This window comes from Paraburkholderia graminis C4D1M, from assembly GCF_000172415.1.
Classification (GTDB): domain Bacteria; phylum Pseudomonadota; class Gammaproteobacteria; order Burkholderiales; family Burkholderiaceae; genus Paraburkholderia; species Paraburkholderia graminis.
Genome location: NZ_ABLD01000004.1, coordinates 466,081 through 492,733, shown reverse-complemented (window position 1 = coordinate 492,733; position 26,653 = coordinate 466,081). Strand labels below are relative to the sequence as shown.

At 60.9% G+C, this 26,653-nt stretch carries 20 protein-coding genes; 10 read left to right on the top strand and 10 right to left on the bottom strand.

Going from position 1 to position 26,653, the window contains the following annotated elements; all coding sequences use genetic code 11:
• Positions 1–101: 101 nt before the first annotated feature.
• From BGRAMDRAFT_RS10230 to BGRAMDRAFT_RS10185, 10 genes are all read left to right on the top strand, one after another.
• Positions 102–1,484 carry a phenylacetate--CoA ligase family protein gene (locus tag BGRAMDRAFT_RS10230; protein ID WP_006048646.1) on the top strand — a complete coding sequence of 461 codons (1,383 nt, stop codon included), beginning with the start codon at positions 102–104 and terminating at the stop codon, positions 1,482–1,484.
• Positions 1,481–3,097: a polysaccharide deacetylase family protein gene (locus tag BGRAMDRAFT_RS10225; protein ID WP_006048645.1), complete on the top strand. Its 1,617-nt coding sequence runs from the start codon at positions 1,481–1,483 to the stop codon at positions 3,095–3,097. The genes BGRAMDRAFT_RS10230 and BGRAMDRAFT_RS10225 overlap by 4 nt, the downstream gene beginning before the upstream one ends.
• On the top strand, positions 3,094–4,215 hold the full coding sequence (wecB, locus tag BGRAMDRAFT_RS10220) for a non-hydrolyzing UDP-N-acetylglucosamine 2-epimerase (protein WP_006048644.1): 1,122 nt from the start codon (positions 3,094–3,096) through the stop codon (positions 4,213–4,215). Before BGRAMDRAFT_RS10225 ends, wecB begins: the two co-directional genes overlap by 4 nt.
• Positions 4,208–5,455, top strand: a complete 1,248-nt coding sequence (locus tag BGRAMDRAFT_RS10215) for a glycosyltransferase (RefSeq protein WP_006048643.1) — start codon at positions 4,208–4,210, stop codon at positions 5,453–5,455. Before wecB ends, BGRAMDRAFT_RS10215 begins: the two co-directional genes overlap by 8 nt.
• An 11-nt stretch (positions 5,456–5,466) precedes the next feature.
• A complete protein-coding gene (locus BGRAMDRAFT_RS10210; protein WP_006048642.1) occupies positions 5,467–6,612 on the top strand; it encodes a glycosyltransferase in 1,146 nt (381 codons plus the stop codon).
• A 3-nt stretch (positions 6,613–6,615) separates the two neighbouring features.
• On the top strand, positions 6,616–8,040 hold the full coding sequence (locus tag BGRAMDRAFT_RS10205) for a UbiA family prenyltransferase (RefSeq protein ID WP_006048641.1): 1,425 nt from the start codon (positions 6,616–6,618) through the stop codon (positions 8,038–8,040).
• Positions 8,037–9,356: an FAD-binding oxidoreductase gene (locus BGRAMDRAFT_RS10200; RefSeq protein WP_006048640.1), complete on the top strand. Its 1,320-nt coding sequence runs from the start codon at positions 8,037–8,039 to the stop codon at positions 9,354–9,356. Before BGRAMDRAFT_RS10205 ends, BGRAMDRAFT_RS10200 begins: the two co-directional genes overlap by 4 nt.
• The gene (locus tag BGRAMDRAFT_RS10195; protein WP_006048639.1) at positions 9,353–10,093 is read left to right on the top strand and encodes an SDR family oxidoreductase; all 741 of its coding nucleotides are present in this window, start codon (positions 9,353–9,355) and stop codon (positions 10,091–10,093) included. The genes BGRAMDRAFT_RS10200 and BGRAMDRAFT_RS10195 overlap by 4 nt, the downstream gene beginning before the upstream one ends.
• Before the next feature lie 128 nt (positions 10,094–10,221).
• The gene (locus BGRAMDRAFT_RS35920) at positions 10,222–10,641 is read left to right on the top strand and encodes a GtrA family protein (RefSeq protein ID WP_006048638.1); all 420 of its coding nucleotides are present in this window, start codon (positions 10,222–10,224) and stop codon (positions 10,639–10,641) included.
• 72 nt (positions 10,642–10,713) lie between these two features.
• Positions 10,714–12,186, top strand: coding sequence for a hypothetical protein (locus BGRAMDRAFT_RS10185; protein ID WP_006048637.1), 1,473 nt, complete (start codon positions 10,714–10,716; stop codon positions 12,184–12,186).
• A gap of 1,340 nt (positions 12,187–13,526) precedes the next feature.
• On the opposite strand, the gene BGRAMDRAFT_RS10175 is transcribed toward BGRAMDRAFT_RS10185, so the two are convergent.
• The 10 genes from BGRAMDRAFT_RS10175 to BGRAMDRAFT_RS10130 form a co-directional block, all read right to left on the bottom strand.
• Positions 13,527–14,684, bottom strand: a complete 1,158-nt coding sequence (locus BGRAMDRAFT_RS10175) for a methyltransferase domain-containing protein (RefSeq protein ID WP_006048635.1) — start codon at positions 14,682–14,684, stop codon at positions 13,527–13,529.
• A 219-nt stretch (positions 14,685–14,903) separates the two neighbouring features.
• On the bottom strand, positions 14,904–15,635 hold the full coding sequence (locus BGRAMDRAFT_RS10170) for a class I SAM-dependent methyltransferase (RefSeq protein WP_006048634.1): 732 nt from the start codon (positions 15,633–15,635) through the stop codon (positions 14,904–14,906).
• A gap of 92 nt (positions 15,636–15,727) precedes the next feature.
• Entirely contained in the window at positions 15,728–16,603 is an 876-nt protein-coding gene (locus tag BGRAMDRAFT_RS10165) for a hypothetical protein (protein ID WP_006048633.1), read from the bottom strand.
• On the bottom strand, positions 16,600–17,193 hold the full coding sequence (locus tag BGRAMDRAFT_RS10160) for a histidine phosphatase family protein (RefSeq protein WP_006048632.1): 594 nt from the start codon (positions 17,191–17,193) through the stop codon (positions 16,600–16,602). Before BGRAMDRAFT_RS10160 ends, BGRAMDRAFT_RS10165 begins: the two co-directional genes overlap by 4 nt.
• Before the next feature lie 14 nt (positions 17,194–17,207).
• On the bottom strand, positions 17,208–18,263 hold the full coding sequence (locus BGRAMDRAFT_RS10155; protein ID WP_006048631.1) for a glycosyltransferase: 1,056 nt from the start codon (positions 18,261–18,263) through the stop codon (positions 17,208–17,210).
• A 1-nt stretch (position 18,264) separates the two neighbouring features.
• A complete protein-coding gene (locus BGRAMDRAFT_RS10150) occupies positions 18,265–19,248 on the bottom strand; it encodes a glycosyltransferase (protein ID WP_006048630.1) in 984 nt (327 codons plus the stop codon).
• On the bottom strand, positions 19,245–20,324 hold the full coding sequence (locus tag BGRAMDRAFT_RS10145) for a glycosyltransferase family 4 protein (protein ID WP_006048629.1): 1,080 nt from the start codon (positions 20,322–20,324) through the stop codon (positions 19,245–19,247). The genes BGRAMDRAFT_RS10150 and BGRAMDRAFT_RS10145 overlap by 4 nt, the downstream gene beginning before the upstream one ends.
• Positions 20,321–23,116, bottom strand: coding sequence for a glycosyltransferase family 4 protein (locus BGRAMDRAFT_RS10140; RefSeq protein ID WP_006048628.1), 2,796 nt, complete (start codon positions 23,114–23,116; stop codon positions 20,321–20,323). The genes BGRAMDRAFT_RS10145 and BGRAMDRAFT_RS10140 overlap by 4 nt, the downstream gene beginning before the upstream one ends.
• Positions 23,109–25,280, bottom strand: a complete 2,172-nt coding sequence (locus tag BGRAMDRAFT_RS10135) for a glycosyltransferase family 2 protein (RefSeq protein ID WP_006048627.1) — start codon at positions 25,278–25,280, stop codon at positions 23,109–23,111. The genes BGRAMDRAFT_RS10140 and BGRAMDRAFT_RS10135 overlap by 8 nt, the downstream gene beginning before the upstream one ends.
• Positions 25,277–26,257, bottom strand: a complete 981-nt coding sequence (locus BGRAMDRAFT_RS10130; RefSeq protein WP_006048626.1) for a glycosyltransferase — start codon at positions 26,255–26,257, stop codon at positions 25,277–25,279. The genes BGRAMDRAFT_RS10135 and BGRAMDRAFT_RS10130 overlap by 4 nt, the downstream gene beginning before the upstream one ends.
• Between the last annotated feature and the right edge of the window lie 396 nt (positions 26,258–26,653).

Genomic DNA, 26,653 nt, shown 5'->3' with positions numbered 1-26,653 from the left:
GCGCTTTATACCAATCATGCCGCCGAAGCGCCCGCGAGACTGTCGTGGCGCATCCGGCGGCAGCAGTCAGGCGCAAGAGAGGCGCAACAAGGTTCGAAGTCATGCGAGCTAATCATCCATTCCTGCGTTATTCCGAATCCCTGTTCGTGCGCCAGCCGTTTCGCACGCTGAAGGGTTTTGCCGGCGGCTACATCGCCTATCCGATCGCCGAGAGCCGCGAAAAGCGCAGCGTGCGCCCGAAGATCCAGGAACTGCGTGAGCACTACACGCTGCCGGTGCCGCATCGCCGGCGTATTGCGCTCGAACGGCTCGCGGGCATGCTCGAATTCGCCGGCGCCAAAGTGCCGTACTACCAGGACCTGTTCAAGGCGAAGCAGTTCGATCCGGCGAAGGTCAAGCAAGAGCCGCGTTATCTGGAAGAGCTTCCGTACCTGACCAAGGACATCATCCGCGAGCAGGGGCCGCGCCTTTTGTCCGGGCCGCTCGAAGCCGGACAGCACCATGCGTGCAAGACGGGCGGCTCGACGGGTTTGTCGACCACGATCTACTACGATCAGGAGGGCGCCGACTATTCGTCAGCGGTGACGAACTATTGCCGCGAGCGCATCGGCAAACTGCGCCATCGCTCGGAGCTTCACTTTGCGTGCCGCTTCCCGGATCAGGCGATTCCCGAATGGCCGTCGCGTGAAGACTTCAAATGCTTCGCGATGAACCGCAGCAATATTTTCTTCGACCGTATCGACGATCAGGGCCTCGAGGAAATATGGCGCACGTTGAAGCGCCGCAAGCCTTATCTCGCGCATTCGCATCCGTCCACGATGTACGCGCTCGCCTGCTACGTGCAGCGCAAATATGGCGGCGGCAAGGCGTTCCAGGTGTTCGAGTCGAGCGGCGAACTGCTCGAGCCGCATGCGCGCGAGATGATCGCGTCGGCGCTGCGCTGCCGCGTGATCGACCGTTACGGCCTCGCCGAGCTCGGTGTGATGGCTTATGAACTCGACGGCCACGAAGGCGGCTTCCAGATTCTCGAATCCGAAAGTTGGCCGGAAAGCCGTCTGTCCGAGGGCAATCCGGACGGCGCGCACGAACTCGTGTTCACCGGCTTTCGCAACAAGCTGATGCCGCTGATTCGCTACGCAACAGGCGATCTCGCGCGCGTGCAGGAAACGGAGAACGGCTTTTTCTTGACCGATGTGGTCGGCCGTATTCATGACGTCGTGCCGATCAAGGGCGTCGCGCATCCGACGCATCACATTCAGGACATGCTCGATCATCGCGTCGGCGGAATTCAGGAGTTTCAGATCGATCTGCGCACCTCGCCACCCACGTTGCGCATCGTGCTCGAGCCGCATGCGAGCGCCGAGGAAACCACTGCCAAGCTGCGGCATTTCTGGCAGGACGCGTTCACGATCGCCTATGTCGGACACGACGACTTCGTGCGCGTCGGCAGCCGCGCCAAATTCCGTCACGTGGTGACTGCATGATCGGCGTTCTTTCGTCCGACGCGTCGGCGGAAGCGTGCCGCCATGCGCTCGCCGCCGTGCAGCGCTCGGTTAGCGCAAGCCAGGCGCAGCCGATTTCGCGCAGCCTGCTGCGCGAGGAACTGGCGCCTGACATCGTGGTGGCTGTCGATACGCCCGACGGCTGGAGCGCGGACCTAATCGCCTGGCTGCGCGCCCGGCCTCGCAAGCTCATGGTGTTCGGCAACATGCCGATCGCGCTCGCCGACTATCTGCGCTATCAACGCGCGGAGCCGTCGGCCGATTTCACCGCCACGCTTGCTACTGCGAGCCGCAGCGAGCCTGCGCCGTCAGGCGAGGCGCGGGAAAGCGCAGCCGTGGTCCGCTACCGCATGTTCGCGCGCACGCTGGGCGGCGACGCGTGGCATCGTCCGTTCGAGCGTTTCGATTTCGCCGACGAGTGGAACAACCTGGGCTTCGGCGCGATCCGCGGCGACGGCTCGATGTGGGCAGTCGGCAAGCCGATGCACGTGCCAGCCGAGGTTGAACTTGCTGCTGCGCTGATCGACGGCGAGCGGCAGTTCTCGTACGCCGCGCTGTCGGATGCGGGCGAGTCGAGCGTGTTGTGGTTCAACCGGCCGGTCGGTCCTTGCGACTCGTTCGAATGGCGCCTCGTCGAAAATTTTCTGTCGGGCTATCGGGCGCAGGACAGCCTGCCGTGTCAGCCCGTGTTGAGCGAACTGCCGTGGGGCTACGACGCGGCCATCACGTCGCGCCTCGATTGCGATGAAGGCGTTGAGTCCGCGCGTCCGCTGTGGCAGGCGTATCGACAACTCGGCGTGCCGTTCACGCTCGCCGTCCACACGCAAAACCTGAACTGCGCGGAGCAGCACCGCATTCTGCGCGAACTTCTCGCCGAGCGAACAGAAGGCGCGGTGCTGTCGCACACCGCGACGCATGCGCCCAACTGGGGCGGCACGTACGACAACGCGGTCGCCGAAGGCATGCAATCGGCGGCCTTGCTCGAAGCCGCGACGGGCGCGCCCGTGCGCTATGCGGTGTCGCCGTTTCATCAGTCGCCGCCGTACGCCATGCGCGGTCTCGCGGATGCCGGCTATGAAGGCTGCGTCGGCGGAATCATCGGCAACGATCCCGAGTTTCTGACCGCTCGCGGCGGCGCGCTGGCCGGCATGCCGGCGGGCTTCGTCGCGCACAGCCAGCAGTGCATGCTGCACGGCGATTGCCTGTTGCAAGGAGGCGATCCGCTCGCGATCTTCAAGCAGGCTTTCGACTACGCATACGCAACGAATACGCTGTTCGGCTATCTCGATCATCCGTTCTCCGAGCGTTATACGTACGGCTGGACTGACGAAGCGCAGCGTATCGACGCTCACAAGAAGTTCATCGCGTACATCCGCAGCAAGGCGCACAAGCCGCTCTTTCTGCACGAAGACGCCGCGCTCGATTTTCTCAAGTTCAGGTCGCTTGCCCAGGTCGCCGGAGACGGCGGCGAGTTTCGCGTGCTGACGCCGGGCAATCGCGAAGCCGCGCCGGCGACAGCCTCGACGGCCCTGACGCTCGGCGTCGAATATCGCGGCGCGCATGTGCCGGTCCAACCGGGGAAACCGCTGCAATGAAAGTCATGGTGGTGATGGGTACGCGCCCCGAGGTGATCAAGCTCGCACCCGTCGTGCGCGCGTTGCGTGCGCAGGTCGACACGGTGGTCTGCGCGAGCGGGCAACACAAGGACATGGCCGCGCAAGCGCTTTCGTTCTTCGGCATCGAACCCGATCTCACGCTCGACACGATGAGCGCCGGGCAGACGCTCAACGCGCTGTCGTCGCGCCTCCTTGCTGCGCTCGACCGCGCGCTCGACGAAGTGCGTCCCGACTGGGTGATCGTCCAGGGCGACACGACCACGGCGTTTTGCGCGGGCCTCGCGGCGTTTCATCGCGGCATCAAGGTCGGTCACGTCGAAGCGGGCCTGCGCACCGGCGATCTGACGAGCCCGTTTCCCGAGGAAGCGAATCGCAGTCTGATGAGCCGCATTACCACGCTCCATTTCGCGCCGACTGAACTCGCGCGCCGGCATCTGCTGAGCGAAGGCATTGCCGCGGAAAAAATCGTGGTGACCGGCAATACGGTCGTCGATGCGATTGCCGAGGTCCGCCAAAGCTGGAGCACGACGCCGCCGCAAAGTCCGCTGCCCGCATGGCATGGCGCCGAACAGCAGCACGTTCTGGTCACGTGCCATCGGCGGGAAAATTTCGGCGATGTCTTGCAGGACATCTGCCGCGTGCTGCGCGATCTGTGTCAGCGCTACAGCGCTTACCGATGGGTGTTTCCTGTGCACCTGAATCCTGCTGTGCGCGGCCCCGTGCATCGCGAATTGGACGGCATTGCGAACCTCGCGCTGATCGAACCCGTCGACTATCCGACGAGCCTGTATCTGATCAGCCGCAGCGCGGTCGTGGTCAGCGATTCGGGCGGCATCCAGGAAGAAGCGCCGACGTTCGGCGTGCCGGTCGTCGTGATGCGCAATCACACGGAACGCCGCGAAGGCGTCGATGCCGGCTTCGCGACGCTCGCGGGCCAGGCGCCGGAGAACATCGAAAGCGCGGTGGCGGGCTGGCTCGACGATCCGGCGCGCCGCGAGGCGCTGCGCAACCGCGCGAATCCTTATGGCGACGGGCTGGCTTCGCACCGTATCGTCGAGAGCCTGTTGGGCCGGCCGGTCGAGGTGTTCATTGGTTGACGGCAAGGATGTCGTGTCGGCCGCGCGCGACTGCGTGCTCTTTTCGACCGCCGACTGGGATGAACCGTATTGGACCAACAAGCAGCATACGGCGAGCATTCTCGCGGCGCGCGGCTGGCGGGTTCTGTATGTGGAGAGCGTCGGCTTCCGTTCGCCGAAAGTCGGCAGCGGCCGCGACTGGGCGCGCCTGTGGCGGCGCTTGTGGCGCGGCGTGCAGTCGCTCGTGCTCGGGCCACCGCGGCGCGCGGCGAACATCTGGGTGCTTTCTCCGTTGATGGTGCCGGCCGGACATCATCTGCCGTTCGTGCGCTCGCTGAACCAGGCGCTGCTGCGCATTTCCGTCGCACGTTTTGCGAAGGGGCATCGCTACCAGGATCCTGTCGTGTGGACATATCACCCGTACATGCTCGACTCGATTGCGACGCTGCGGCGCGGACCGCTCGTTTATCACTGCGTCGACGATATTGCGGCGATTCCCGGTGTGGACGTGGACGCGTTTCGCAGCGCGCAGCAGGCGCTGCTCGGTCAATGCGAGGCCGTGTTCACGACGGCGATGTCGTTGAAAGAAGTGTGCTTGCCGTTCAACCGCAACACGCATTTTTTCGGCAACGTGGTCGACGACGCGCATTTCGGCGAGGCTCGCGCCGATGGTCCGCTGCCCGCCGAACTCGCTGCGATCCCCGAGCCGCGGCTCGTGTATCACGGCGTGCTGTCCGACTTCAAAGTGGACTTTCCGCTGTTGATGCAGACCGCCGAGGCGCGTCCGCAGTGGCAATGGGTAATCATTGGCGAAGAGCGGGAAGGGCAGCGCAGCGAACTGCTCGCGCAACTGGCGCGCTTGCCGAATGTGCACCTGCTCGGCTATCGCACCTATGAGTCGCTGCCGCAATATTTGCGCGGCATGCGCGTCGGCGTGCTGCCGACTTTGCTCAACGAATACACCCGCTCGATGTTCCCCATGAAGTTCTATGAATACCTCGCGGCGGGGTTGCCCGTCGTGTCGACGCCGCTCGACTTCGCGAGGGAGCCGCGCGGGGGGCTGGAAGTGGGCGGCAATGCCGACGCATTCATCGCGGCAATCGAAAAACAGTTGGCGCGCGGCAAGCTTTCCACCCAGGAAGCCGTCGCGGCGGTCGGCGAGAACACGTGGGAGCGCAGGCTCGACAAGATGCTCGCGATCACCTTCGAGGGCCGCGTGTCCGGCAACGGCCTGCCGGCTTCGCTGAACGCTGCCGCTTGAGTGATGAGCGCATGAAAGTTCTGCATATTTACCGTACGTATTTTCCCGACCCGCCTGGCGGGCTTCAGGAAGCTATCCGGCAGATCGCGTTGTCCACGCGGACATGCGGCGTCGAGCCTCGCATCTTCACTTTGTCGCCGACGCCCCGGCCACCCGCGATCGACTTTCCCGAGGGCCGCGTGGTGCGGGCGAAATCGTGGGCAGCCCCGGCGTCGTGCGATCTCGGCGGTATCGGTTCGCTGACGACGTATCGCGAGATGGCAGACTGGGCTGATGTCGTGCATTTTCATTTTCCGTGGCCCTTCGCTGATGTGCTGCATCTTCTGGGCGCCACCAAAAAGCCCACCGTGATGACGTATCATTCGGACGTCGTGCGACAGAAGGTCCTCGGTGCCGTCTACGGGCCGCTGATGCGACGCACGTTGCGCAGCATGTCAGCGGTGGTCGCGACCTCGCCGGCTTATGCACAGACGAGCGAGACGCTGGCCGCATGCGTGCAGGGCGAGCGGCTCAAAACGATTCCGCTGGGCATCATCGATTATCGGGACGCCCCTCATTCGCAGGACACAGAGCGGGATATTGTGAGCCGGCTCGGGCTGGCGAACGGCGAACCGTATTTTCTGGCGCTCGGTGTGTTGCGCTATTACAAGGGCTTGCATACGCTCGTCGAGGCCGCGCGTGTCGTGAATGCGAAAATCGTGATCGCGGGTTCCGGGCCGGAACGCGAGCGGCTGAGTGCGTTGGCACGGCAGACCGGCGCGACGAATGTTGTGTTTGCGGGCCAGGTGACGCATGAGGAAAAAGTCGTGCTGCTCAGGAATTGCCGCGCGATGGTATTGCCTTCCCATTTGCGCTCAGAAGCGTTTGGCATGGTGCTCGTCGAAGCAGAGATGTTCGGCAAGCCGATGGTGTGCTGCGAAGTGGGATCGGGTACTTCATATGTGAACGAGAACGGTGTAACCGGCTTTGTCGTTGCTCCCGAAGCACCGCAAGAACTGGCGCGCGCCATGAACGCGCTGCTCGACGACGACGCGCTGGCGGTTCAGATGGGCCGCGCGGCGCGCGAGCGTTACGAGGCGCTCTTCTCAGGGCTGGCGCTGGGCAGGGCGTATGGGGCGTTGTATCGGGAAATTGCGCCGCCGGGGCGTAAGGGGTAGTACATGCAATGGAAAACGTTGGCCGTCGATCTGGACGGTACATTGATCCGATCTGACATTCTGGTCGAGACGGGGTTCGCCTACGTCAAGGCAAATCCGTTGTCGTTCTATCGCCCCTTGATCTGGTTCGCGCGCGGCGGCAAGGCGCATCTGAAGTCGAATCTGGCGAGAGCCACTCACGTCGACATCACGACATTGCCGTACGACACCAAGGTTATCGAATGGCTCAAGCGCGAACGCGCCGCTGGTCGCCCGATGGTGCTGGCAACCGCAAGCGACGCGCGCTATGCGGAAGCTATCTCCGGGCATCTCGGCCTGTTCGACAAGACGCTCGCCACCGACGGCAAGGTGAACCTGTCGTCGGGCCGCAAGCGTGACGCGCTCGTGCGTGAATTCGGCAACAAGGGTTTCGACTATGCGGGCAATTCGCACGACGACATTGCTGTCTGGGAAGCCGCAGAGCGCGCCTACGTCGTCAATCCGTCTCCGGGCGTCGAGCGTCGCGCTCGTAAGCTGGGCAACGTCGAAAGCGTGATCGAGACGCGCAAGAGTTCGCTACATGTGTGGCTCAAGGCGCTGCGCGTGCATCAGTGGCTGAAGAACCTGCTGATTTTTATTCCGCTGCTGGCATCGCATCAAGTCGCGTCGCTGGACCTAGACCTGCGCGCCGTGCTCGCCTTCGTGCTGTTCGGCTTGTGTGCATCGAGCGTCTATCTGCTCAATGATCTGCTGGACCTAGAAGACGATCGGCATCATCACAGTAAGCGTCGGCGTCCGTTCGCGTCCGGTTCGCTGTCTATCATCTCAGGCATGGTCGCCTTTCCGGTGCTTGCCGTCTGCTCGTTCGTGGGTGCGTTGCTCTGGCTACCGTTGCGCTTTGCAGGGGTGCTCGCCGGCTATTACCTACTGACCATGGCGTATTCTTTCCTGCTCAAGCGTCGCGTGATCCTCGACGTGGTCGTGCTGGCCATGCTCTACACGGCGCGCATCATCGCCGGCACGGCGGCGCTGCGAATGACGCTGACGTTCTGGTTACTCGGCTTCTCGATGTTCCTGTTTTTGAGCCTCGCGCTCGTCAAGCGTTACGCCGAGTTGCATGCAACGCGCGCGGCAGGTGGTGCGAAAGCGCGCGGACGCGGCTATGTTGCCGACGATCTGCCGATGATCTCGTCGCTTGGTGCTGCATCGGGCTACCTGTCGGTGCTGGTTCTCGCGCTTTACATCCAGGACTCGAAGACCGCGCATCTTTACGGCCACCCCCAGGTCATCTGGCTTGCCTGCCCGCTGTTGCTGTACTGGATCAGCCGCACCTGGCTTATCACACACCGCGGGCTGATGCACGACGACCCCGTGGTTTTTGCTGCGAAAGACCGGACCAGTGTGCTGATCGTCGCGTTGATGGCTCTGGTTTTCTGGCTCGCGGTATGACGGGGCCGCTGAGATCTTGGGGACGTTATCCCGACTTTCCGCAAGCCGGGCATGCGGTTCAATGGCGCGACCGGGTGCGCCCGGTATTCGCGCAGACAGCGCAGGCGCATGGAACGACGCTCGCCTATGGGAACGGGCGCAGCTACGGTGACAGTTGCCTCGCCGCGACCGGTCATGTGGTACATACACGCGGCCTTGACCGCTTCATTGCTGCAGACTGGACGACCGGTGTCGTGCGGGCGGAAGCCGGCGCCATGTTCGCCGATGTTCTCGAGATCGCGGTCACGCGCGGCTGGATGTTGCCGGTCACGCCGGGCACTAAGTATGTGACGCTGGGCGGGGCGGTGGCGAACGACGTGCATGGCAAGAACCACCATGTGCGTGGCACATTTGGCCGTCATGTGCGCCGCTTTTCGTTGCTGCGCTCCGATGGCGAATCACTCGAATGTTCGCCGCACGATAACGCGGAGTATTTCGCCGCGACGATTGGCGGCCTCGGGCTGACCGGCGTGATCACATGGGTCGAAATTCAACTAATGCCGATCCGTTCGAGCCAGATCTCGGTCAAAAGCATTCGCTTCGAGAATCTCGACGAATTCTTTACGTTATCCCAAGAACTCGACAATCAGTACGAGTACAGCGTCGCGTGGATCGACTGCGTGAGCCGCGGCTCGGCGCTCGGGCGCGGGCGCTTCATTGTCGGCGATCATGCGGAGCAGGGCGGTCTGCAACTGCCGGCCAGGAAGAAGCACACGGTGCCGCTCACGCCGCCCATTTCGCTCATCAATCCGCTCACGTTACGCGCGTTCAATACGCTGTACTACTACCGTCAGCAGCAAAAGACGGTGGCGAGCGAAGTCGACTACGACAGCTACTTTTATCCGCTCGACAGTCTACTCGAATGGCACCGGATTTACGGCAAGCGCGGCTTTCAGCAATATCAGTGCGTGCTTCCGCAAGCCGAATCGCGTGCAGGCATGCGTGCGATTCTCGATACCATCGGCAAGAGCGGCGCCGGCTCGTTTCTCGCAGTGCTTAAGCGCTGTGGCGATATAGCTTCGCCTGGCCTGCTGTCCTTTCCCATGGCCGGCGCATCGCTAGCGCTGGACTTTCCGCAGCGCGATGAAGGCAATCGACGGCTCTTCGAACGACTCGACGCCATCGTGCGCGGGGCCGGAGGGCGGCTCTATCCAGCCAAGGACGCGCACATGTCGGCGAGCGATTTTCAGCGCGCCTATCCCGCCTGGCATCGCCTGGAGGCATTACGCGATCCGGCATTGATGTCACGTTTCTGGCAACGAACCACACAAACATGAAAAAAGTCCTGATAGTCGGTGCGACATCCGCAATCGCCATTGCTTGCGCGCGCCGTTGGGCGTCCGAGGGAGCTGCTTTGTTTCTCGTCGGGCGCCAGGCGGAGCGCCTCCAGCAGATAGCCGCCGATCTCGTCACGCGCGGCGCCACCGCGGCGCGTGCCCACGTGCTCGACATGAATGATTTCGACGCGCATCAGGCCATGCTCGATGCGTGCGTGGGCGAGCTCGGCGGCATCGACATTGCTCTGATCGCACACGGCACGCTCTCGGATCAGAAGGCCTGCGAGCAGGATGTGAAGATTGCGATGCATGAGTTGTCGACCAATGGCCTGTCGGTGATCGCATTGTTGACGCCGCTCGCGAACCTAATGGAAGCCTCGAAACGCGGTGTGATCGCGGTAATTTCATCGGTGGCAGGCGATCGCGGGCGTCCATCCAATTACGTCTACGGCACGGCGAAGGCAGCAGTCAGCACCTTCTGCGAAGGCTTGCGCGCGCGGCTATTCAAATCCGGCGTGCATGTGCTGACCATTAAGCCGGGCTTTGTCGATACACCAATGACGGCCGGCATGCCCCTGCCGGGGCCACTCGTTGCGACTCCCGAGCGTGTGGCCGGTGACATCATTCGAGCGGTCGAACGTAAGAAGGATTCGATTTACACACCGTGGTTCTGGTCGGGGATCATGTTGATCATCCGGTCGGTGCCCGGGCGAATATTCAAACGGCTCGCGCTTTAACTGCCACCGTCACCACGGCCAGTCTTTGCAGTCGTGTTGGCGAACTGATTGCTTTTCCAGCCGTCCGATACTGCCACTGCGTTCCGGTGCCGGGCGTCTCCCATTTGACTGATGATGGTGCGCCACTTGTGAATTCACCCGCAACGCCTTTGAGTCCGACACGTCTCGTCACTCTTTATACTCTATTTGCAGGAATTGCAATTCTCGCGAACATTGGATCGCAAAAGCTTTCTCTGCTCGCTTATTCGGGTCCATTCGGCGTGCCGCTGTCGGTCTTCGTGGGAACCGGTGGCGGCCTCGTCCTGAAATTCCTGCTCGACAAAACCTGGATCTTCCGATACCAGCATCGCGACATGTCGCACGGAATTCAGAGTTTCGCACTTTATACCGTGATGGGTCTGGCGACGACCGCAATCTTCTGGGCTTTTGAGTTCGGCGGAGATGCTATGTTCCACTCGGAAGCCGCGCGTTTTATCGGCGGAGCGATAGGGCTGGCGATTGGCTATGTGGTCAAATACCGGCTGGACAAAAAATTCGTGTTTTCTTGACTGCGGTAGACGCGCAGATATCTCCGGCGCCGTGATTGCTAACCGGCGTGTCGCCAACGACAAACTAACTCCATGAGTATGCAACGACTTAGACGGTACGTTTTAGAGAACGCCCTGCTGCTGGCGGCGACCATCGCCGTGGGCGGTTTTTTGGCGTGGCAGAATCGCAATTTCCAGCTGGACGATGCACTGATCTACCTCCGGTATTTGCGTAATCTGTTCGATGGAAACGGGCTGACGTACAACACCGGTGATCGGTTCAATGGCCTCACATCGCCGCTGTATTCCTATCTGCTGATAGTCGCTAACCTGATCGCTGGGAACCTGCAATACGCGACGATTTTCCTGTCGTTCTTGTTCCTATGCGCGGCGGCTATTACTGGCGCACATCTACTCTGTGATAACAAGTACGAGCAGATCCTGTGCGCCTTGCTCGTCGTGTCGTTCAATTACTTTTACGATACGTTCGGGATGGAAACCTCGCTGTTTTTGTTCCTTACAGCGCTTGCGTTGATACTCTATGGTAGGGACCAGTTCTTCCCTCTAGGCGTTGTGTTGGGTTTACTCTTTATAACTCGTAGCGAAGGCGTGTTTCTCGGTGCCGTGCTGGTCGGTGATTACGTCCTTAGAACGAAGAAGCCGCCGCATGCCAAGTATTTCATCGCGCCGGCCATTTTGCTCGCGGGCAATTTCCTGTTCAATTACTACTATTACGGTGCTTTTCTACCCGCGACCGGCAATGCCAAAATCGGCCAAGGTAAGTCGGGATTTTGGGGAGAAGGGCTGATTTTCCTGCATGTGCAGTACATGAAGGACGCATTCCTCGGCGGCAGCTTCAAGCTACTCTCTTTCATGGTGCCCGTGGGCCTCTTGGGAATGTTGACTAGTCTCAGGAAGATGTCGGTGCGACTGGTACTCGGCTATTTGATCCTACTGGGTGCGTTCTACGTCTTTCTGCATATTCCGAACTATCACTGGTACTACGCTCCGTTCTATTTCTTCTGGTTGCTGTTCGTCAGTGTCGGTGCATGGAAGGTATTGAAGTTTACCTATGTGCGGTCCCAGGAAAGCGCAGTGTTCATGACGCTTTTCCTCGCGTTTTTCCTCATCACGGCCGCGTTTGGCTATCGAAGCTTCCAAATTTCCAACGTCCAGCGAGGTTCGATGGACGCCTACAGAAATATCGGCGGATGGTTGAAGGACAATACGGTAAACAACTCGGTAATTGCCATGGTAGAAATCGGGACGGTCGGATGGTACTCGCACCGGTACATCATTGATATTCTTGGTTTAACGAACCGCTACAACGCTGATTACATCGCTCGCGGGGACGTCTACTCTTGGCTCTCGAAGTACAGTCCCGACTATATTTTGGTGCATCAACCGCTGTGGCGCTTTGAGGTAAGCGTAAATTGCCTGCTCGAGAGTGGAGCGTACGCACCTGTGGAAGCGTTCAACTTTGCTGGCTACCGGCTGTTGAAGAAAGGCGACTCTCCTGAGACGCAACGGCGGATCAAAGTATGCTCAAAAGGACCACGCACCTAACTAGCAGTTGTTGATGTCCGAGGTACTTCAGGTTTGGCGACGGGTCGTTTTGTGCGACAAGCCAGCTTGGAGATTGGCAAACCAGTTCGATTTGAGACGGCTACTAGATATCAACATGCACCGCACGAAATTCTATTCATTGCCGCTGCTGGTGTTTGTTTGCGCATTTTTGCTTATGTGGTTTCGGGCGCCGCTACGCATTGAGCATGGATTCCTATAGGCCGAGGATTCAACCATCTTCATCACTCAAGCTCATGAACTCGGGGCGCGCCCATTCGTTCAGGCCTATTCAGGATATCGGCATTTTGTCCCGCGGCTGATGGCATGGCTCTAAATGAGAACGAGTTCTGTGGACGCAGCGCCGTATTTTTCATGTGGGCGTGCGCGCTCATCACGGCGCTGTCCACTAGTTATATGGCGTATGTTGTGCGCCAGCTCTCGTCTGCCATTGCGGCCCTTTTTGCGCTGGCCCATTGCTGGTTCCGCAAACCGGCGAGATGCTTCTCAACGTCGCGAATATCCAATGGATACTTTTTCTACACTCCTCATTCTGTTGTGGGAGAACCTGTTTAGCCCGCCTCGATCGGGATACTTCGTTCGCGGGCTGGTGGCGGCGGCGATCTCGCTGACGGGACCGTTCGGAATCATCGCGCTCGTACGGACCCTCGTGGCTTGCGTTTGCGTATGGCGTCGCGGTGGCGTTTTTCGCGTTGCCAATTGGATTTGTGCTCGTCTATCTTGCTGGCGTCGCCGGACAAATCTATGCGATGGAACGAACGCGTCGCCGACGCTAGAATTTGGCACTCCACCGTATATGTTTCGGTGCGGCATCCGGCTGATCCGGGAGATATTTGTGGGCCTTCTTCCGGCACCCAATAATGTCTCGACTGTCCTCGGTCTAATCCCGGCGGTTGCATTTGTGTCGGTGGCGCTCGCATCGAGTGCGCATGGGGTCTGCCTACTTCTTGCGCCGACGGCGGTGGCAATCTGGCTATTAGGCGCGGCCCGAACGAACCCCATTGCCGATCATATGTTTTGGTACGGTACTGGCGCTCGCTACATTTATGCGGCGCTCTTGTTCGCTTTCTCGGCGACCCTGCTTCCAATCGAGACAACGACGTTGGCCGTATGCGTGTGTCATTCTGCTAGCCAGCGCGACCCGCTTCCAGGCCTCGGAATGGCCCATTTGGAAGATCACTCACGAGAACACTGAATATGTTCTTAAAGTCGCGCAGAACCGGACTGCGCGCGCGTATCCCGGACTCCCGGTGAGTGGTTGTAGCAAAAATCTGGCACTGCGGCGCATGGAAAGTACGTGCGCTGCCACGCACGTGTTCCTGTCATTTTGGGCCAGTTACATCCGCACGTTCTGTAGTGAGTATTGCGGGCGGCGGATGAATCGGCCGGCCCTCGTGCCACCCGAAATGCATGTAATGAAGCACCGGGTCCACGCCTGCGTCGAGCACATCAGGATTGGCCGCAAGATAATCGACTGGATCGAAATCGGGCGGCAAAGCAATCGGCTCGATTGGATCGAGATCGTACTTCCGCCCAGTAACGCGAGCGACAGGCGCTGCTTCGTCCGACCCAACGGTCATTTCCTTTAGTTTGCGGCGCGCCCGCGAGAACGGCGCGCCCACTGTGACGTCGTTCGCCGCGCGTTCCATGCGTCGCCAGCTTTCGGCGATGTATTGCCGGTCACACGAACGCCGAAGCACGACCGAGAACTCGATGCCGTTTCGCACAGTGTCGGCGAAGTCCTCGCACGCGAAGTCGATGAGGTCCATGTCGCATAGATTCGCGATCAGGTTCGCGAACGACCGCGGCGTAAAGACCCAGCAATGGACGTCGTGATAGGTGCCGTTTTCGACGACGTCGCGCGCGAGGTGCAGCGCGCCTTGCCACGTGTGATGCCGTTTAGCCGAAGCGCGGTCGATGCGTCCGCGCCACGCCTGCGCTGTACTGATATCGGCGGCATTCAGACAATGATCGAAGAGACAAAACGGACGAGGCACCCGCGCGCGTTCCACGTAGCTCGTGAGGACCTCGGGCAGGCCGCTCTCGCGCCGGAAATAGTCGAACGTGAAGCGCCGGTCGGGCACGGCGAGACGCACTTCGCCGGTCGGCTTCAGCACGGCGGCCAGTTCGCGCAGCCACGTGACCAGATCGGGAACGTGCTCGACGACGTGCGAGGCCACCACATAATCGACATACTGCCCACCGATGGCTTCGTGCAGCGTATTCATGCCCCACACCGCATCCACTTCGACGATCTCGTTTGCGTCGACATGCGGATCTTCGCGATACTTCTCGCGCAGATGCGGCGTGTCGGTGTGATCCACGTAGATGATCTTGCCGGCATCGGCACGGCGAACCAGCGGCCAGCACAGCGCGCCGATTTCGACGCCCACGCTTTGCTTCAGATGGAGTCCCCGCAGAAGGCGGGCGCGGCGCTTCTCTCTTGCAACGGTGTCGCGGTCGTTGCTCTCCTTCGTCATGTCTCCTCCTCATCGAACTGCATCCTGAGCCGCTCGATTCATGCGTCACGCGTAGTGGCGCAAAAACGCACAACGCGAAAAGATGGTTAGCGTACATGCGTCGGATGGCGCCCGGCATGAGACAACGCAACCCGTTGCATGTACCAAACGTGAAGGGCAGCGCGTGTCTATCGCACGCGTGCTGGCTGAGCCGACAATGGCTCGCGACTAAAGAATAGCTTACTCGCGCGAGATGAAGAAAACGTCCTGATGATTGTCCCATCCGCCGCGGCGGTACTCGAGAATCTCGACGCCGTTTTCGCGGCAGACGTCGCTCACCCATTGATGGGGAATGAGTGCAATGCCGTAACTGTCGCCGATGTAGTCGACGGTTTTGGACTCGAGCGAATGGTCGGGCATGTAGTTCACGAAACCGTATTGACCGGCGTCGTAACTGGCGAGCAAATGAGTGCGCGCGGCGTCGCCCACCTGATAGCAATCCACAGTGCCCAAAATTTCGCGCGAACGCTCGCCGTGCGTGGTGACGACCGCAACGCCGCCCGGTTTCAGTTTCTGCAAGAAGTGCTTCATCACCGTGCGGGCGTTGTGGCCCGACAGATGTGTGATGAGCGAGCCGAGCGCGGCAACGTCGAAGAACTCATCCGGAACGTTCTTGAACTCATACACCGGATCGACGATGGAATACGCATTGACGCTGAATTCCTCGACACAAAAGTCGACGGCCGGCACCATGATGTCGGCCACGTGTATCTGTTGCGGATAGAAGCGGGAAACGAGGTGACGCGTGACGCGGCCATAACCGCACGGCAATTCGAGAACGTTTGGCGAGCGCGCATTCGCGAGCGCCGCTGCGTGAGAGACGAAGTCGGCCATTTGCGTGCCGACCGAGGCGTAATGTTCGGCCGAACCATGAAACATGTCGTCGTTCGGATGAATGCGTGCTGACTGCATAAGCGTTTTCTCGAGAGAAATGGACTGGCCGCGCGTGGCGGTTCTTGTGTTTCGTCAAACGGGCTGCAGTTACAACGCAAAGCCGCCGTCTATTAGATCCTCACCGGCTGCCCCGTATGCGGATGTGGCCGCGTTGCATAGAAATCGAAAAAATGTTTTTGCCACAACGCGCAGACCGTCTGCATCTGTTCGATCAGCGCCGGTTCGAACACATCGGACGCATCGGCTTTGTCGATCTTTGCGCGCATGCGGTCGAACAACAGCTTCTCGAAGTCATTGATGCAGTACTCTCGCACCGTATTAGCATCGAACGTATAGGCGGCGCGTGGCAGTTCGGGATGCAAAGAAATATAGGTGCTGAAAAGGCGCTCGACAATGAACGGCAAAAACGGCGCCGGGTCCGTGTGCATCGTATCGGTCATCACGCCGATGGCCGCTTCGTGCGACGGATTTGCTTCGAGAAAATCGGCAATCGGCAACAGCGTGTTGCCGACATACTCGTTCCAGAAGCGGCGCGAGCCGACCCAGAAGTTGCAGTAAGCGAGCGTGGCCGGTCCATGCCGCGGCGTATCCGCAATCGATATGTCGACACCGCTCGCATCCAGCAGCGCCTGCGCCGCGCGGGCGAGGCCAGGATGCGCCTCTTCACCCTGCATCCACACATTGAACGACCAGTAGGCGAGTTGCGGAAACGGATTGATGAAAGCGACGTCCGCGCCGTCGTGGCGCTGCACGAAATCGAGAAACCCGCTGCCGGCGATCTTCGACTTGAGCGAGAACTTCGGCGAAAAGAGGCCCGTATAGTCGTGCCGCAGATGCTCGCCGTTGCGATACATGTCGGTCAGGATCTTGAACTCGCGCCACTCGGGACGCGCATTGTCGGCGCGCACCAGCGGCAGGAAGTCCGCGCAGGTCAGCGTCTGATCCTGCGAGTAGATCGGCTCGAATATCGCAACGGTCTTGCTCATACGTGGCCTGCGCGTTCGAGGCAGTAGCGGTTCAGATCCGAACGCCATTTCAGATAACTGAACGACGCATTCGGCACGGTGAAGCTTGGGTAATGCGTTTCGATAGGCACGCCGAGCAGATGCTGCAACACGACGCTGATCGGCCCGCCATGCGCGACCGCCACGGTCAAACCGCTTTCGTTCACATGCGGGCGCACTTCCGACTCGACCCACGCTTGCACGCGCTCCGCCATCTCGAGATGCGATTCGCCTTCTTCGTAGCGGTTTCTGATGTTGGCGTTGAAGTCGGGAAACGCGCGATTGAACTCGAGCTCCAGCCACGTCGCGTATTTGCCCGGATGCGTTTCCGCGAGCCGCGCATCGTAGGTAATCGGCGTGGCGGCGTCGAACAGCAACTCGGCGGTTTCGCGTGCACGCGCCCACGGGCTGCAATAAAAGCGCGACGGTTTGAAGGCGAAACGCTCGAGCGTCGCCGCGAGATTGATCGACTGTTTTCGGCCGAGCTCGGTGAGTCCGTCCTTGTCCGTTGAGATCAGCAGTCCCTTTTCATTCGCGACCGATTGGCCGTGTCTGATCAATAGAAGATCCATAGTGTCGTATCCGTTCAGACCGGATTGTCGCCGGTGATGAGTTCAAGGAACGTCCTGGCCGGACCGGCGAGGCCGAATCGCTCATGCGTGTCGGCGTGCGCGTTAATGCGCAACGAGTCGCGCAACCGCTTGTCCTGGTACACTTTCTCCATCCCGGCGGCCCACTCTTCAGGCGTGTTGTTCACGAGCAATCCGGTTTCTTCATTCGATACCGCTTCCTCGTAAACCGGCGAGCGCGAGTAGATGCCGGGAATGCCGAGGCTGCCGTAGTCGATGTACTTGATGCACGACTTGCAGCTATTGAAGAACAGCGCGTCCGGGTCTTCGCGGCCGCCGAGCGGCACGATCGAAAACATATAGCCCGCATCGCGAATCGCCGCTTTATAGGCGTGGTTCTCGAGAAAGCCCTTGGAAACAAGCCGCGGAATGCGGGACATTTCCGGGAAGCCGTCGCCCCAGAATTCCAGCACGACTTCCGGATGCCGCTCCAGAAAGTCGACCACGACTTTGAAGAACTCCTTTCTGAACTGAACGAGCTTGATGCCGTCCGTATTCGAGAACAGGATTTTGGGCGGCGTGGCTTCATGCCAGTTCGACGGACCGGAAGGCAGCGCGTCGTGATCGAAACCATTCGGAATCACCACGACCGAAGGCCGCAGGCGTCTCAGCTTGTTGCGCAGCGTGTCGTTCGACACGGTCGCAATCGACGCCTGGCGGATCAGCCACGTGATATTCGCGAGCAGGTCGTCGTTCAGATCGGTCACGCTGTACATCGGCAAGTCGATGATCCAGTCGTCCATATCGTAGATGGTGCGCAGGCCGAGGTCGTTGGCCATGCGCATCACGTCGGTCGCACGGTTCGACGTGTGCTTGTTGAACAGCACCGCATCGAAACGCCGCAATTGCCCGACGGTCACGTCGCTTTCAACAATCTCTTCCCATTCGAGCATCCGGTTGTTCGCCATGTAGCCGAGCAAGGGACCGAAGCGGGCAGCAATGGAGCGGGACATCAGCCTGTCGTGCGACAGCGAGATTCGCTGAACAACCAGTAGGCGAGGAATTTTCGGCATGTCAGACACTTTCCCGTGCAAGCAGCGCCGCGATTTGCGCTCCGATGGTCGACGCCGAATGACGCGCCATGACGCGCTCGTAGGTGGCCGAGATGCGGGCTTCGCGGTCAGCGTCGTTGAGCGCGCCCGCGATCGCCGAAGCAATCGCGCTCACCGAATCGGTGGGCGTGTACCAGACGCCGTCTTCGAAATGCTCGCGCTGCCAGGGTCCGTCGGACATGACGAGCGGCTTCTGCATGATCGCGCCTTCGAGACTCGAGCGGCCGGGCGGATCGATGCTCGGTTCCACCATCACGCTGCAATTCGCGATGATCGAGCGAAGCATCGCGCTGCAAGGCTGGATGAACGGCAGGAATGTGATACCCGGATGTGCCTCGGTGACGCATTGCCGGTAGTATGCGTCGTCGCGCGCACCGCCGACGAACAGACCGTCGAGCTTCAGTTCGTTGAGCGCGCGGATGGTCTGCAACTGGTTCTTGATCGGCTCGATGAGTCCGAGGCACAGTGCGAAATCCGTGCTGTTCGACACCGTCGACATCAGGTCCTTGTCGGGCGGCGCGAGAAAGCGGTTCGACACGCAGGTCGGCAGCACTTCGATCTTGTCCGCAGGCACCTGAATGTACTGCGTGAAATTGTCGAGTTCCGCTTGCGACTTGAACAGCAGCTTATGCGCAAGACCGATGATCTGCTCGATACGCTGCACTTCGCTCGCCGGAACGGGGTCGAGCCACCACACATTCGGCCACAGAAAAATGCGCTTGTTGCGGCTCGCGGCCTCGCGCAGGATGGCGTGGCCGTCCGCATGCACGGAGAAGTGGATCACGCCGTCGTAGAAACTGAGGGGGCGGCTGCCGATTCCGTAGATGTCCGTATGCACGCCGGAACCCTTCAGGATTTCGGCGACCTGCACGAGCTCCGATTCGCCACCGCCGCTGACGGTGAACGCGGTGCTGTACGTGGTGAGAATGAATTTAAGCCCGGTCATACGTTGTTCCTCTGAGCGCCTGCTCGAATCAATACATCGCGCCACACAACATCGCTCGCACGCTGAAGCACGCTGTTCGCATGCGCCACATACGCGGCGTCAATCGGCTTTGCAGCGGCGTTCGCGCCAGCAGATGCGCCCAGGCGCTCCGTAATCGCGGCAGCCCACGCTGACAGTTCTGCACTGGCATCGAGCACGCAATCCGCCGGGCAGATCTCCTGCGCCGCCGTGCCGCCGCGGACGAAAACCGGCTTGCCGAAGTGCATCGCCTCGAGCACCGGAACGCAGAAGCCTTCGTGCCGGCTCATCGCGAGCAGCGCGCTTGTCGTGTCGTAACACTCGAAGAGGTCGGCGTCGTCGAGCATGCCTTTGAAATCGACGCGCTCGAGCACACCGAGCTTGCGCGCACGATTGATGAGCAGCTTCAGATAATCGTAATTCGGCGCATTGCCGACGATCGTCAAACTCGCCGCGAACTCCCGCTGTTGCAGCAGCGCGAGAATGTCGATCGCATCTTCCACGCGCTTATGCGGCACCACGCGGCCCACCATCAGCAAATTCGGTTCACGCAACCTGCGCGTGGCCGAAGCCGGCTTGCGCAGGAACGCGGGCATATCGGCGAACACGGGCGGTATCACTTTCACCGCCGCCGCTTGCACCACGCCGGCGAGGCTTTCGGCCGTATTCAGCGAGTTCGCGATCACAACGTCGAAGCCTCGCAGCAACGGCAGTTGCGCGAGCGCCTTCTCGCACAGTTGCGCGGTGCGTGGTTCGAGTTGGCGCAGCAGTTGCGGATCGGTCACGCCGTGGAAATAGCACAGCTTGCGGCACGGCAATGCGAGCAGTTGCTCCAAATACGGATCGAAGATCGAATAGCTGAGCAGCACGACGTCGTCGGACGCGACGCTCGCGAACAGTTCGTCGAACGGACGCACTTCCATCGTGCCGACGTCGTAGCGCTGCGCGTACAACTGCGCGTCAAGGCCGAGACGCCGCGCCGCGCGAGCAAGCCCAAGACAATGATTGCCGACGGCATCGCCGGCAAAAATGTCAGGGGCGCACACATGCAGTTTCATTCGCTCCGCGCTCCCGCGATATCCGCAATATCCGCAATATCCGCGATATCCGCGATACGCCGCGCGTAAGCACGTGCGACCGCTTCAACCGAGTAGTCCCGCTCGATGCGCGCCTTGCCGGCTCGCGCAATGCGCTCGCGCAACGCGACGTCTTCGATCATGCGCTTGAGCTGCTCGGCGGCGATCGACACATCCGGATCGCACCAGTACTGGCCTTCGGAGAACAGATAGTCGCCTGGCCGCAGCGGCACCAGTTCGCCGTCGACCAAAAATGCCGTATCCGGCTCGCAGAAGTCGACGTTGCCCGAGAAGTTGGTGGCGACGACCGGCTGGCCGAGCGCCATTGCCTCCGCGATCACGCGGCCGAAGCCTTCGCTACGATGCAGCGAAATATAGGCGTCGCAGCATGCCATGAAGTCGATCGAATCTTGGCGGCTCAGGCGTTCCGACACGATGTGAATCCGGCTGTCGCCGGCCGTCAGATCGCGCACGGCGCGCCACACCGGATCGTCGTCGCGCACGTTCATCGCCTTGATGACGAGCCCGACGCCTGACGAGCCGTTACCGAACGCCTGGCGAAACGCCTGCACGCCCGCGAGCGGATTCTTGCGGCTGAGCCACGAATTGCCGTCGAACATCAGATAGAACAGGAATTCGTTCGACGGCAGGCCGAAGCGCTCGCGGCGCGCATCGACGGGCGCGGGGACTTCGACGGCCATCGGCATGTGATACACCGGCGTGTCGCCGAGCCGGCTATATACGCTTTGCACGAAGCGGCTCTGCGCCCAGATTTCATCGACCATCTGATGCACCTTGCCGAACGCGCTCGGCCAGTGAGGCAATTCCCACGGCCACGCGCCGATCTTGTGCGTGGGCGCTTCGATCAGCTTGCGGCCGCCTTCGAGCGCGAGACGCACCATTTCCGGCGCAGGCAGGCAAATGAGGCTGATGCCGTACTTCAGCTCGTCGCTCAGCAGATGATCCACTGAATGATCGAGCTTCGCCGGGCCGGACATCGGCGCATTGACGAGCGCGACCGGCGTGGCGTTGATCTGGAATACGCGCACGGCCATGCGTGCGTCTTCGCCGAGACCGAGCACGCCTTGCGGAAAGCCGATCACGTTCACGCCAAACTCGCAGACGCCTTCGACACGGGCGTGATAGCGCGGCGGCTCCGGTGCATCGCGCGCAGCGTTGCCTTGCGCCCAGTGCACCTTCAGACAGTCCAGCAACGGATACTCGCGGCCGCCGAAGCTGTTCCACCACTCTACAAGCTGAGCGCGGCCGGCTTCGGTCGCGACATCGAATGAAGCTTGCAGATCGGGGCGTTCGCTGGCGATCAGTTCGAGAAAGCGCGGCAGTTGCGAGGTGCCCGGTTCCTCTTCGTCGTCCATGCGAGCGAGCGCGACGGCGAGACCGGCCGCCGACCATTTGATCGCCGGATATTCGTCTTGGCCATGCTCGTCCCACCACGACTCGTAGCTCACTCGCGCGCCGAAGTTGTCGAGATTGAACGCGGCGTGCAGATCCGCGCGGTCTTTCCAGATGAGATTCAGGAATCGCGGCAAGAGCGGCAGCGCGCAACGTTCGCCGGCTTGCATCGCGAACAGGTCGGCGGGCACGGGCGGCGCGACCCAGCGAATCGCCCGATACTCGAATTGTCCGTGTTCGAGCCACCACGAACGTGCCTTCAGACGGCCGATAAAAGTGTCCAACGGACACACTGCCAGGAGGTCCGGCCGCTCATCGAGAATGAGCCGCAAAAAGAGCGGCAACGGCAAGCCGTGCGGATCTTCGGACTCTTCCATCTCGGTGAGCGTTCGCGGAGCGGTAGGCGGCACCCACTTGATCGCGCGATATTGAAGCTGCCCGTGCTCGAGCCACCACGACAGACAACTCAGCCGGCCGGTGAAGCTGCGCAGATTGAACGAGCTTTGCAGATCGGGGCGTTCATCGATGATGAGCGAGATGAACCGCGGCACATGCAGGCCGTCGTCGCTGACCGGTTCCACGGGTTCGAGCATCGCGCCGCCGATCGGCGCCGGCGACCACTTGATGCGCGCATATTCGCGATGCCCATGCTCTTCCCACCAGCTCAGGCAAGCCAGTTGACCGATAAACGTCGTGAGGTCGAACGCGCTCTTCAGATCGGGCCGCTCCGCTGCGATCAGCGCGAGAAAGCGCGGGAAGGGCAGCGCGCGGCCCTGGGTATCGCGCATCGGCTCGGTGAGCTTCGGCCACGCAGCTGGCGCTCGCCACGTCACGCGCGGACAGGCGTCCTGGCCGTGAGCTTCCCACCAGTTCAGGCAGTTCAGAAAGCCGCTCAAGGTGCCGAGATCGAACGCCTGCGAAAGATCGCCGCGACTTGCGACGATCATCGTGATCAGGCGGGGCAGTTGCAGTCCGGCTTCCTCGAGTACGGTCTGCGGTTCGAGCAGCGTCTCGGGCAAATGCTTAGTGTCGAGCACGCTGGGCGCGGTGGAACCGAGCCAATAACTCACGGCCTCGGGATGCCGCGCGATCAGCGTTTCGTTGTCGAGCTGACGCAGATAGTCGACGTCCTCGCGACGCAGCACCCAGTCGAAGTCGGGGTACGTCTCGCGCGCCGTCATTTCCCACCAGAAATACAGCGCGATGCGGTCGTTCAGCGACTTTGAGTTAAAGCGCGCGAGATCGGCGCGGAACTTCATCAGGAAGTAAATCGCGCTCGGCAGGCAAAACAGCTCGCCTGGCGACGGATGACGATACTCGGCCAGCCAGGCGGTTTTGTTCTTCGTTCCCAGATTAGACAAGGTCTGCAATCCTCGAAGGCCAGGCGAACGAGAAGTCGTCGGCCGTCAGCGTCAGGTTCGGCGAATAGTACGGGTCGTTCATCAGCAGATCGTGCCAGCGTTGCCGCACCAGTTCCGATTCCTTGTTGAAGCGGCTGATTTTTTCCGGCGTGTCTTCCGCGCCGCGCGTGGCCGACTCGTGGTGATAGAGCTCCGCGTACGGCGTCCACACGTTGCGATAGCCGGCTTTGCGCACGCGCAGGCAAAAGTCGATGTCGTTGTACGCGACGTGCAGTTCTTCGTCCAGGCCGCCGACTTCCTTGTAGATCGACTGACGGATCAGCAGGCACGCGGCGGTGACCGCGCTCATCGCATTGCGCAGGCGCGCGCGTGCGAAGTAGCCGGCCATCGTGTTCGGGAAGTGCTTGTGCGCGTGACTCGCGATGCCGCCCACGCCGAGCACGACGCCGCCATGCTGGATGGTGTCGTCGGGATAAAGCAGCTTGGCGCCGACCGCGCCGACGTTCTTCTGAATCGCGACCGACACCATTTCCTCGAGCCAGTCCGCGTTGATGACTTCGATGTCGTTGTTCATCAGACAGACGAAGTCCGCCGTGCTCGCCAGCGCGACGCGGTTATTGATCGCCGAGTAGTTGAACGGCGAGTCGTCGCGGATCACCTTGATACGCTCGTCGGCTTGCAGGCGTGCGAACAGGTCGTGCGTTTCGGGCTTGACCGAGCCGTTGTCGATGATCGTGATGCGGTAATTCGAGTAGGTCGATTTCTGCCGCACCGATTCGACGCATTGCTCGACGAGTTCCGCAGAATCGCGCGTCGGAATGATGATTTCGACGGAAGGCAGCACCTCCGGCAGTTCGTACACCACCTTGTTGAACGCGTGCGTGCCGGGCGCATGAATGGTGTGCGCGGCGATGTTGTTGCGCTTCAGGTGGTCGTCGATCGCGCGCATCGCCGCGATATGTGCGTACGGCTTCGCTTCATGGCCGCTCGCGGTGCTCTCGGGAATGATGCGCCAGTGATAGAGCGCGCGCGGAACGTGATACACCACGTCGTGTCCGACGCGATCGATCACGCGCAATGCGAGGTCGTAATCCTGCGAGCCTTCGAGGCCGGTGCGGAAGCCGCCGATGTCGCGCAGCACCGACGTCTTATACACGCCGAAGTGCGAGATCATGTTCTGGCTCAGGAACAGATCGTAGTTGAAGTCGCACTTGAAGTACGGGTCCGAGCGCTCGCCTTCTTCCGAGATCTTGTCTTCGTCGCTATAGATGAGCGCCGCGTCCGGATGTTCGTTCAGCTTCTCGATCACGCAATAGAGCGCGAGCGGATGCAGTTCGTCGTCGTGGTCGAGCAAGCCGACGAATTCGCCCGTCGCGAGCTCGAGCGCCGTGTTGCTCGATGCGCTGATGTGGCCGTTCGTCGTGCGGTACGCGACCTTCACCTGGCCCGGGTACTTTGCGACATAGCTGTCCAGCACCATCCTGACTTCGGGCTTCGTCGAGCAGTCGTCGGCGATGCAGATTTCCCAGTTCTCATACACCTGGTCGACCACCGAATCGAGCGCCTTGCGCAGCCACTTTTCCGGCGTGTTATAGGTCGGCATCACGATGCTGACCTTCGGCTGCAAGGCAAACGTTTTCGAACGTTCGCGCAGTTGCGGGTAAATGGACTTCGGCGGTTCGTTGGCGTCGAGCCATTCCGGATACGACTCGCCGACGATTGGCGCAGTGGCCGGCAACGGTCCGCCGCGCCATGCCGCCATGCGGCGCGCGCGGGCGAGCAGTTCGCCCGAACATTCGGTTTCATCGAGCACGGTGATGCTCAGGCCCGTCACCGAAAAGAGCGCCGGCAGCGCGATCGGATCGAAGCGGATCGGACCGGCCAGCTTCGGAAACGCGACGTCCTGCTGGACCTTGCCGTTTGCGTCGACGTGCAGACCTATCGCGGTATGTTCGGACATGCCCGAGCCCGCATCGAGATACAGCATGCAGGGCGAGGCCGCCGTGGCGTTCGTCTTCAGTTCGAATGAAATGCGCGCGGCCCGTTGCGACAACGCCTCCCAACCCACGAGTTGGAACTGCGGGTCGTTGTTGGTCGCCTGCCAGGAAAAGTCAGGATTCGAGGATTTCTCGACGTTATTCAGAGGACGAAGATCGAAGTTCATTTTCTTAGCAGGGAATCGTAGAGGTCTTTCAGGGGTGACAGGACTGCTTGCCACGTCAGGTCGCGCGCCGTGCCCAATCTATTGGAGGTGCCGGTGCGTTCGTGTGCGAGGGCGTCGCGAATCGACTGCGCAATGCTGTCGACGTCCGACGGGTCCAGATAGGCGACGTGCTCCGCGAAGTATTCTTCGGTAGAGCCAACTTTTGTGACGGCGATGCGGGCGCCGGCGGCGTGCGCTTCGAGCGCGGCGAGTCCTGGCGTCTCCAGCGTGCTCGGTAGCACGAACGCTTCGCATGCCGCGTAGGCCGAGCGCAGCACGGGCGAATCGTGCGCGAGCGTGCCTGCATAGATGACCTGGTCGCTGCCTTCCGCGAAGCAGCTTTTTGCGTACTCGGGATCGCGTTGATGGCCGATCAGCACGAGCTTCAGTTCAGGGAACGACTTCATCGCGCGAATCAGCGCCAACTGGTTCTTGCGCGGCTCGATGTTGCCCACGTTCAGAATGAAGCGGTCGCGAATCGCGAATTCGCTACGAAAGAGCTCAGCGGCGACCGGCTCATAAAAACTTTGCTCGACGCCGTTGAGCACGCTCACGAACTTCTCGCGCGGCAGATCGAAAATGCGCGCCAGCGTTTCGCATTCGATCTCGGAGTTGGCGACCACCCGGTCCGCCAGCGAGAACTGATGATGAATCTCGCCGATCGGATACAGATGCTTGGTCTCCTCGGTCACCCAAAGACTGGACGACACCACGAGCGGCAAGCCCAACTGTTTGACGAAATTGCAGAAGTGGACGGAGCCGCCGACACACGAGAAGAAGTGGACCACGTCGTGTTCGAGAAACCGCGGGTTCCATTGATCGAACAACGTGACGTCCACGCCGTGCGCGGGCAGATGCTTGTGGTACGCAAGCATCTGGATTTCTCCGCCTCCGGGAGTGTGGAATGCCATCGGATAGGTGGCGAACAGCACTTTCATAGATGGGCTCTTTTACTCAAACGTTCTTCAGACCAGATCGTGCGTTGCGCGGGCATTGCACGAGGCGCCCGTCGGCTCGCCGGCGCCTTGGGGAACGGGCCGCTGCTTGCCCGCCGTGACGTGAGCGGGGCGAGCCTGAGTGTGCTGTTGTCGAGCACGTCGGATCGAAACCACGAATTCCACATGCGCGAATATGTTTGAGGTGTTACGAAGTGTTCAGACGGCTCTCGCTGCGCGGCCGGCCGTTTATTATCTCGGCCCGAGGCCGCCAACGCGGTCCCGGCCCGGCCAGTTTCATTCGACTTGTCCTGTGCCGCTTGGCTGGTGCGATGCCGGCACATTTTAGCGCCTAAGATCGCGCAAGGCGGGCCGAAGCAGAGCTGCCCGCATAACAAT

What these genes read in the sequence shown, in the direction of transcription:
- BGRAMDRAFT_RS10230 (WP_006048646.1), top strand. Translation starts at nt 102, where the DNA reads ATGCGAGCTAATCATCCATTCCTGCGTTATTCCGAATCCCTGTTCGTG.
- BGRAMDRAFT_RS10225 (WP_006048645.1), top strand. Translation starts at nt 1,481, where the DNA reads ATGATCGGCGTTCTTTCGTCCGACGCGTCGGCGGAAGCGTGCCGCCAT.
- wecB (WP_006048644.1), top strand. Translation starts at nt 3,094, where the DNA reads ATGAAAGTCATGGTGGTGATGGGTACGCGCCCCGAGGTGATCAAGCTC.
- BGRAMDRAFT_RS10210 (WP_006048642.1), top strand. Translation starts at nt 5,467, where the DNA reads ATGAAAGTTCTGCATATTTACCGTACGTATTTTCCCGACCCGCCTGGC.
- BGRAMDRAFT_RS10205 (WP_006048641.1), top strand. Translation starts at nt 6,616, where the DNA reads ATGCAATGGAAAACGTTGGCCGTCGATCTGGACGGTACATTGATCCGA.
- BGRAMDRAFT_RS10200 (WP_006048640.1), top strand. Translation starts at nt 8,037, where the DNA reads ATGACGGGGCCGCTGAGATCTTGGGGACGTTATCCCGACTTTCCGCAA.
- BGRAMDRAFT_RS10195 (WP_006048639.1), top strand. Translation starts at nt 9,353, where the DNA reads ATGAAAAAAGTCCTGATAGTCGGTGCGACATCCGCAATCGCCATTGCT.
- BGRAMDRAFT_RS10185 (WP_006048637.1), top strand. Translation starts at nt 10,714, where the DNA reads ATGAGTATGCAACGACTTAGACGGTACGTTTTAGAGAACGCCCTGCTG.
- BGRAMDRAFT_RS10175 (WP_006048635.1), bottom strand. Translation starts at nt 14,684, where the DNA reads ATGACGAAGGAGAGCAACGACCGCGACACCGTTGCAAGAGAGAAGCGC.
- BGRAMDRAFT_RS10170 (WP_006048634.1), bottom strand. Translation starts at nt 15,635, where the DNA reads ATGCAGTCAGCACGCATTCATCCGAACGACGACATGTTTCATGGTTCG.
- BGRAMDRAFT_RS10165 (WP_006048633.1), bottom strand. Translation starts at nt 16,603, where the DNA reads ATGAGCAAGACCGTTGCGATATTCGAGCCGATCTACTCGCAGGATCAG.
- BGRAMDRAFT_RS10160 (WP_006048632.1), bottom strand. Translation starts at nt 17,193, where the DNA reads ATGGATCTTCTATTGATCAGACACGGCCAATCGGTCGCGAATGAAAAG.
- BGRAMDRAFT_RS10155 (WP_006048631.1), bottom strand. Translation starts at nt 18,263, where the DNA reads ATGCCGAAAATTCCTCGCCTACTGGTTGTTCAGCGAATCTCGCTGTCG.
- BGRAMDRAFT_RS10150 (WP_006048630.1), bottom strand. Translation starts at nt 19,248, where the DNA reads ATGACCGGGCTTAAATTCATTCTCACCACGTACAGCACCGCGTTCACC.
- BGRAMDRAFT_RS10145 (WP_006048629.1), bottom strand. Translation starts at nt 20,324, where the DNA reads ATGAAACTGCATGTGTGCGCCCCTGACATTTTTGCCGGCGATGCCGTC.
- BGRAMDRAFT_RS10135 (WP_006048627.1), bottom strand. Translation starts at nt 25,280, where the DNA reads ATGAACTTCGATCTTCGTCCTCTGAATAACGTCGAGAAATCCTCGAAT.
- BGRAMDRAFT_RS10130 (WP_006048626.1), bottom strand. Translation starts at nt 26,257, where the DNA reads ATGAAAGTGCTGTTCGCCACCTATCCGATGGCATTCCACACTCCCGGA.